Origin of the sequence: Methylobacterium litchii (genome assembly GCF_038442315.1) — a bacterium.
Taxonomy (GTDB): domain Bacteria; phylum Pseudomonadota; class Alphaproteobacteria; order Rhizobiales; family Beijerinckiaceae; genus Methylobacterium; species Methylobacterium litchii.
Genome location: NZ_JBBXMY010000021.1, coordinates 58,075 through 64,538 on the forward strand (window position 1 = coordinate 58,075; position 6,464 = coordinate 64,538).

At 59.8% G+C, this 6,464-nt stretch carries 4 protein-coding genes and 1 pseudogene; all 5 read right to left on the minus strand.

Annotation, left to right across the window (positions count from 1 at the left end; genetic code table 11):
* Nucleotides 1-2 precede the first annotated feature (2 nt).
* Nucleotides 3-452: a hypothetical protein gene (locus tag AAHF99_RS24175; protein ID WP_342166919.1), complete on the minus strand. Its 450-nt coding sequence runs from the start codon at nt 450-452 to the stop codon at nt 3-5.
* A 111-nt stretch (nt 453-563) separates the two neighbouring features.
* Complete coding sequence (locus AAHF99_RS24180) at nt 564-1,433, minus strand: hypothetical protein (RefSeq protein WP_342166920.1); 870 nt, start codon at nt 1,431-1,433, stop codon at nt 564-566.
* Between the two features lie 951 nt (nt 1,434-2,384).
* Nucleotides 2,385-5,111, minus strand: a complete 2,727-nt coding sequence (locus tag AAHF99_RS24185) for a TrlF family AAA-like ATPase (protein WP_342166921.1) — start codon at nt 5,109-5,111, stop codon at nt 2,385-2,387.
* A 69-nt stretch (nt 5,112-5,180) separates the two neighbouring features.
* Nucleotides 5,181-5,624 (minus strand): DUF4113 domain-containing protein, encoded by a 444-nt coding sequence (locus tag AAHF99_RS24190; RefSeq protein ID WP_342166924.1) that lies wholly within the window; start codon nt 5,622-5,624, stop codon nt 5,181-5,183.
* 439 nt (nt 5,625-6,063) lie between these two features.
* Nucleotides 6,064-6,453, minus strand: a pseudogene (locus AAHF99_RS24195) (Y-family DNA polymerase); the annotation flags it as partial.
* Nucleotides 6,454-6,464 lie beyond the last annotated feature (11 nt).

Genomic DNA, 6,464 nt, shown 5'->3' on the forward strand with positions numbered 1-6,464 from the left:
TTTCAGCGGCCGGGCACGAGCGTGAGATCGGGCCCCCGGTCGCTCCTGGCGCGCCAGGCGTGGGCTAGCCGCAGGAGATCGAGATCGGCACGCAGACGCGACCTACGCGAGAGGACGTGCACGAGCAGATCTCGGCAGGCCGGATCCCCGAGGGCGGCGCAGATGAGGACCGCCGAGAGGGCCGGGTCGAGGCATCCGGGATAGACCACGCCCTCCGCGAGCATCGCGATCGCCACGCCGATGGCGGCGGCAGGATCCGCCTCTATCGCGGCGTCCCAGCCGGGATGCGGCAAGGGCGACCCCGCGACGAGGACAGCGCGCAGCTGTCGCTGTGCCGGCAGGTCGAGGGCCTCGGGCGGGAGGCTGCGCCACCAGGTCAGGGGGTTTGCGGACCGTACAGCCGCCGGGGAGGTCGGGGGCAGGTGGGCGCCGGGGTCGAAATCGGGAGTCATGCGGGCATACCTGGAGAGGACACTGGTGCGACGGCGCGCAGTGTCGAAGGTTTAGGGAAAGGGCGGGATGGGGCCGGGTCGCAGGCGCGACCCAGCGGTATCAGGGCGCCGTTACGGCGACGGCGCCCCCGGGAGGGGCTCCAGGGACGCGAGCGCGAGCTCGAGCAGGTCCGGGACGTCCGCGTGCAGGCGAGCCGCGAGCAGGCCAGTGACCGCCTCGACGGCATGCAGGACCGGCACCCCGAACAGGGCGTCGATGGCCGGACCGCTGACGGAAAGGTCGGGCGAGTAGCCCGCCCGCCCGTAGAGGTCGATCAGCACCGCGCGGGCACTGGCAACGTGGAAGTTCATGCTCCCCAGGAACGCGATCGCCTGGACCTGGGCGCAGCGCAAAACCCACTCCACTTGATGGATTTTTCTGGCCTCGGACTTGCCACCGCCCCGTTTCACCTCGGCGACGAAGGCCCGGTTCAGCATGCGGTCGATCACGATAAGATCGATTTTGACGGTCTGGGCCACGGGTCCGGTGAGCGCCATGGAGGTCGTGGCCAGCTGATCAATGGTGCCGGTCCGGACCAGCTCCTGGGTCGTCACGGTGATCGGCATGGCGACATCACGCAGGACGACATAGCGACCGCTGCGTTCGAGGCAGTCCTTCAAGGCCAGTTCGATCAACACGCCGTGACGCTTCACGACCGAGGCCAGCAGGGATCCGATCTGCGACAGACGCGGACCGAGTAGCGGATCGGACACGAACACGGCGCGCCGGGCATTGGCGACGACAGCCTCGGTGGCCGCCAGCAGCTCGGGCGAGCAGGAGGGGAGGTTGGTCTGCCACGGTGCACCGGAGCCCTCGGCGGCTCCGCTGCCGAGGGGGACCGGGATGCGCCCGATCGATACGGTGTGCGACGAGGGGAGACCGTCCGCGGACGGTCGACGTCGGCCGCCGCGGTGGGCAGCCGGATGGGGAACGATGGTCATGGTTCGGGTCCGTCCAGGGGACACCCGCCCGCATACGCCTACCGAGGGATCGGACGGCGGGCAGAGATACGCCGTGGCGGCTTCGCCATCGACGTTGCTGGGTGTCGAGATTGCAGGGAGCGAAGGGGGGCGGCACGGCACTCCGAGAGTGCGCGTACGAAAGAGCCTCAGTCGCTCGTGCGGATCGGCAGGACGGGGGAGCTGCGCCGCGGGTCCAGCGGACGGCGGAACGGTTTCGTCGACGGCAGAATGCCGGTAGGGAAGGTCTCAGCCAAGGCTCGGTATCTCCTAAGGATACTGGTCGTGGTCAGGCCGGTTGCTGGTGCTGGTAACACCGGTGCCGGCCGCCCCTGGTAAAGGCGACTTGGCACATCGGACGGCTCTGCCTGTCGCTAACGTGGCCCGGGCGCGCGGCTTTGGGAAGCGTCTGAAGACCGCAATCCATATTGCAGCGAAGTCTTCCGACCGGCATCGTTAACGCGCGCCTGGCGAGAACCTGAGGCTGCATCGGCATTGACGCTGCTGTCTGGCGAATCTTGAGCCGCCCAACAGTTTTCAGTCTGACTCCTCCCCACCCGGTCCAGCGCTCGATGCGCTGTCCTCGGTTCAGAAATGGCTACGCTGGCCGAGTGCGCTGCCGCCGGCCTGCAACGATAATCCCAAACGGACCTGGTCCCGCTTTCAGGCGCAGCTTGCGGCGGTACTTGGCGGCGTGCTCGCCTGGCGGCTGCAGTAGAAGTGCTTGACGTGTAGTAGCGTTGGTTGGCCGCTCGGCGCGGCCGGGACTGGCTGCTAAGGCGCTCGCCCCGCCGGCCGGAGCGTTCGTGCTTACCCACGCCGGCGCCGATACCCTGTGGTGGCTCTTGCTTGCCCTCAGCCTCGCCAACCTCGAGCTGGTGGGGCGCTATGGCACCTTATTGCGCGAAGCGCTCACGCGCATGCCAGCAATACTCAAAATCCGTATTTCTCCCTACGTAGTTCAAAAGCTGCACGACCTCCCTCAAGTAATTCTCTAACCATCTCTCTGACACCTTCCGTATCAATAGATCCAACAAGATGGTTCGGAACCAAGGTTCTCTCCACACCAAATTCAACCACCGGTGTCAGACCAACAATTTGCTCAGCATCACCCAAAACTGGAATATTCGCATTGTGCGTTGAGAATATGAATTGCCGTTTTTCCTTTTCAACTCTCATTGTTGGTACAATTACATCTGTAATAAACCTATTATCAAGGTCGTCCTCTGGCTGATCAATTAATAGCGGAGCGTCTGATCCCAACAGCAACAAGAGAAGAACGGCAGTGGCTTTCTGCCCTGTGGAAAGATCATCCAGCTGCTTCCAGTTATCTACGCCCTCTTCGCGCGAAACATTTAATTCAATGATGGCCTCGGCAGGTAGATCGACCTCCTCAACCTGCATTGACAAGCTCTCGCCGCCGCTTGCGATCTTCTCTGCGCTAGCGGGCGTTAGCCCATATCGTTCAGTGAGTGCAACGGATCCTGCCCTTATTGCTTCAGCAACATCTGGGATTGACAAAGAAGCAGCCTCTTTGAACTTTTCGATCGCAACTCCCGGGCCTTGTCCGCTTACAGACTTTCTGAGCACCGCCTCCAAGGGTGTAAGTGCCTCACCTCGTCTTACTCGAACACGTACGCGCCCTTGTAGCTTCCTTCCGACCTTTTTAGCAGCCGCCTCTAAGGCCCGAAATTCTTGCGCTTTGACATTCTCCCATGCAGCAACGAACTCACGTCTATCCCTGATTTTCTCTGCTTTTCGCGCACGCAGCTTAGTAAGATGCTCTTCTTTGACCTCAAGTTCGGCTACTTGGTTCTGAGTACTAATAAAATCTGAACCATCGACACCCTGCTTCTGTAGATCGCGCAAAGTGCTTTCATAGTCCTGAGTTACCGTCGCCGTCGCTTCATGCCAACGCCTCTCGATATCATCAAATTGAGGGCCAGCCTCTTGGATAGCCTTTGTGATACTAAAGAGGGCAGATCCGATTTTATTCTCCAGCTCGACAAGGGCCTGATCCGCCTCTCTAAGGAGTTCTACCCGTGGAAACGAACCGAGTTCCTCTTCTGAAAAGGCAGCATGGCTGACTGCGGAATTTTCTACCGTCGACTGAATGCACTTGGTGAGCGACTCAACCTCTTGTCTTGCCGCCGCAAATGCGCGGAGCTCACGGTCGAGGATTGTTTTATCGGCTAAACGGTTTTTCAATCCTGCTTTATCGTAACGATCGAGCTTTTCCCGAAGCGCCGGCAGGCTTGATATATCGTCTTCATACTTTCTGAGATCGGTGTTCAGTCGCTCAATGTCAGACCTTGATTTTCCAAGTTTATGGGTAAGGTCGCTCTTTTCCGCGTCTCTACTAGTGTCTTTTGCAACAAATCGGCTCAGTAAGTGCGCCAGCTTTTCCGGGCTTCTCGTCAGTTCAGATATCTCGTGCTGTCCATAGCATTCTAGGCCAGGCATAATATCGAGTGGCACAAGGCCATCAACCAGAGCTCCCGCTCCGTTTCTAATTGTCGTCCGATTAGGAACTACGCACTCAAGCAAATAGTATTGCGTCGATGGTTTAGGGGATCTAATAAGCACGGAAATTTTAGTGCCGTTGCGTAGCACGTTTTTGACAAAGCTGTCATAGGAACGATTGGCCTCAGCGCCCTTCGGCATACACGCAAATACGTGTCTCAAGCTCTCTATAACCGTCGATTTACCGGCGCCACGCCCTCCTATCAGCACATTCAAATTCTTGTTCAGTTGCATCGACTGCCCGTCGAGCAACCCGCCGTCCCATGCAACGGCGATCAATTCAACGTGATCGTCTGGAGTATCGTCTGTGTTAAGACAAATTCGTGACTCCCAATCGAGAAATGCCTGCCGAAGGCCTTCAACTGATACCTCGGACATTTTCACAAAGGTAGTTGCCGCTGGAGTCGCGAAACTAGCTGGATCGGAGACATCACTGGCATTGATAACGGCAACTGGACGGATCCTTTTATGCGCTCCATCCTTGTTGCTCAGGATTTTTCGAAATTCGGTAGGAGCATCTGCTCGTGACCCGGGAAGCGCAACCGCCATTAGATCTCGTGATAGCCATGTCCGTACACGACTTGTGCCGCTTAGTGTGCGCAGGAGACCTGAAGCTGAACAGGCGTGAGCGGCGATCGTAACGCCACCCCGCTCCCTGATGAGAGCAAGAAGTTGCTCGCAGTTTTTATCTGCTTGTGGGGACTCTGAGTTGAATCCTGTGACACCGCAGGCACCAATAACCAGTCCAATATCTGCTAGCGAGGTTGTCTCTGGGAAGAGACATAGAAGGTGGACCCCATCGCTTGTGTTTGCTTCGAACCCAGTAAAAACTCGTATTCCTGCGGCTCTGGCGGCATTTGCCAAGCTTTCCGCAGTGTCGACTCTAAAATGGTCTGTAATCGCAATAACATCTACGCCGTTGGCTTGGCATGCCTGCACCATCGCGGCGTTGTAATCATCTTCATCTGCAAAGCTTGTTTGCTTCGCATGACGCTTGAGATACGCAAACGGATTTACCTGTAGAGCGCAGCGATAATACCTGGCGCCGCCAGGTTTTTGAAGAGCGCCTTTGATACCTTTAGAAACTGAAGGATGGGCAAGCAGTCCTGAAATTGAGCCTTCCATGTTCTGCAGCATTTCCCATCCTGTTTATGCATTGTGACGTTTTATTCATTTTCATAACGCTTTGTTTCGTAGAGCGAAATATTAAACCTGCAACAGCTCTAAGAATTGTGTTGTGTACCGCTGCGACAGGTACTCTGCCCGGAGCTTCCACGGCCGGTCCTGCCCGCTGCAGGCGAACCGCACGCGGTCGCGCCCATAGCGGGCATTGAGCTGGTCCACGCAGGCCATCAGACGCACCCGCTCCGGTCGGTCCGTCCGGAGGAACAGCGAGCCCTGCACACTGTCGGCCGGGTGCAGGTCGAGGAACAGCACCCCACATTTCTTGTAGCGGAACCCCGGACGGTAGATGCCTTTCAGGCCCCACAGGGCGGCGCGGATCAGCCGACCGGCGTCGCTGGTGCCAATCGTCAGCCGCACTAGCCGGGTCGCGTAGTACTGGGCGTCCTCGGGCTTGTGCCGGTTGGTCGTGACCATTACGACCGCAGTCGCGGTCGCGGTCGCGGTCGCCAAGCCCTGCCGGCGCATCTTCTGCGCGGCGTAGGGGGGTGTAGGCGGTCAGCGCCTCGGCCAGCTCAGAAAATTCTTCCGCCGCCTGCCCGAAACTTCGGCTGCAGCAGATGGTTTTGCTCTCCGGGCTGTCCTGTTCGACGTCCAGACAGGGTGTCCCCTGTAGCTCCAGGACGGTCCGCTGAAGGACCACGTTGAACCGCTGGCGGATCATGGTGGGGTCCGCATTGCGCAGCTGGAGAGGGGTGGTGATCCCGATCTCCGCCAGACGCTGCACGATCCGATGTCCGACGCCCCACACGTCGCCAAGGTCCATCTTCGCCAGCGCTGCGGTCTGCTCCTTGTCATTGGGGAGGTAGCAGACTCCTCCGCTGGCGGGGTCCTTCTTGGCGGTGCGGTTCGCGACCTTGGCGAGGGTCTTGGTCGTGCTGATCCCCACGCACACCGGGATCCCAGTTTTCTGGAGGACGGTGGCACGCGCCTGCCGGGCGAGGGCGGCCGGATCGGCAAAGCCCGAGAGGCCGAGGAAGGCCTCGTCAATCGAGTACACCTCCAGGTCCGGCGTGAAGTCGCTCAGCACGCGCATCACCCGGGCGGAGAGGTCGCCGTAGAGGGTGTAGTTGGAACTGCGCACCTGCACGCCCCAGCGCTCGAACTCGGCGCGGCGCAGGTGCCAGGCGTCGCCCATCTTGATCCCGAGCGCCTTGGCCTCGTTGCTGCGCGCGATCACGCAGCCGTCGTTATTGGACAGCACCACCACCGGCACGCCGCGCAGCTTGGGCTGAAACAGCCGCTCGCACGAGGCGTAGAAGTTGTTGCAGTCGACGAGGGCGACTGGGCCGCCCATGGATCAAAACA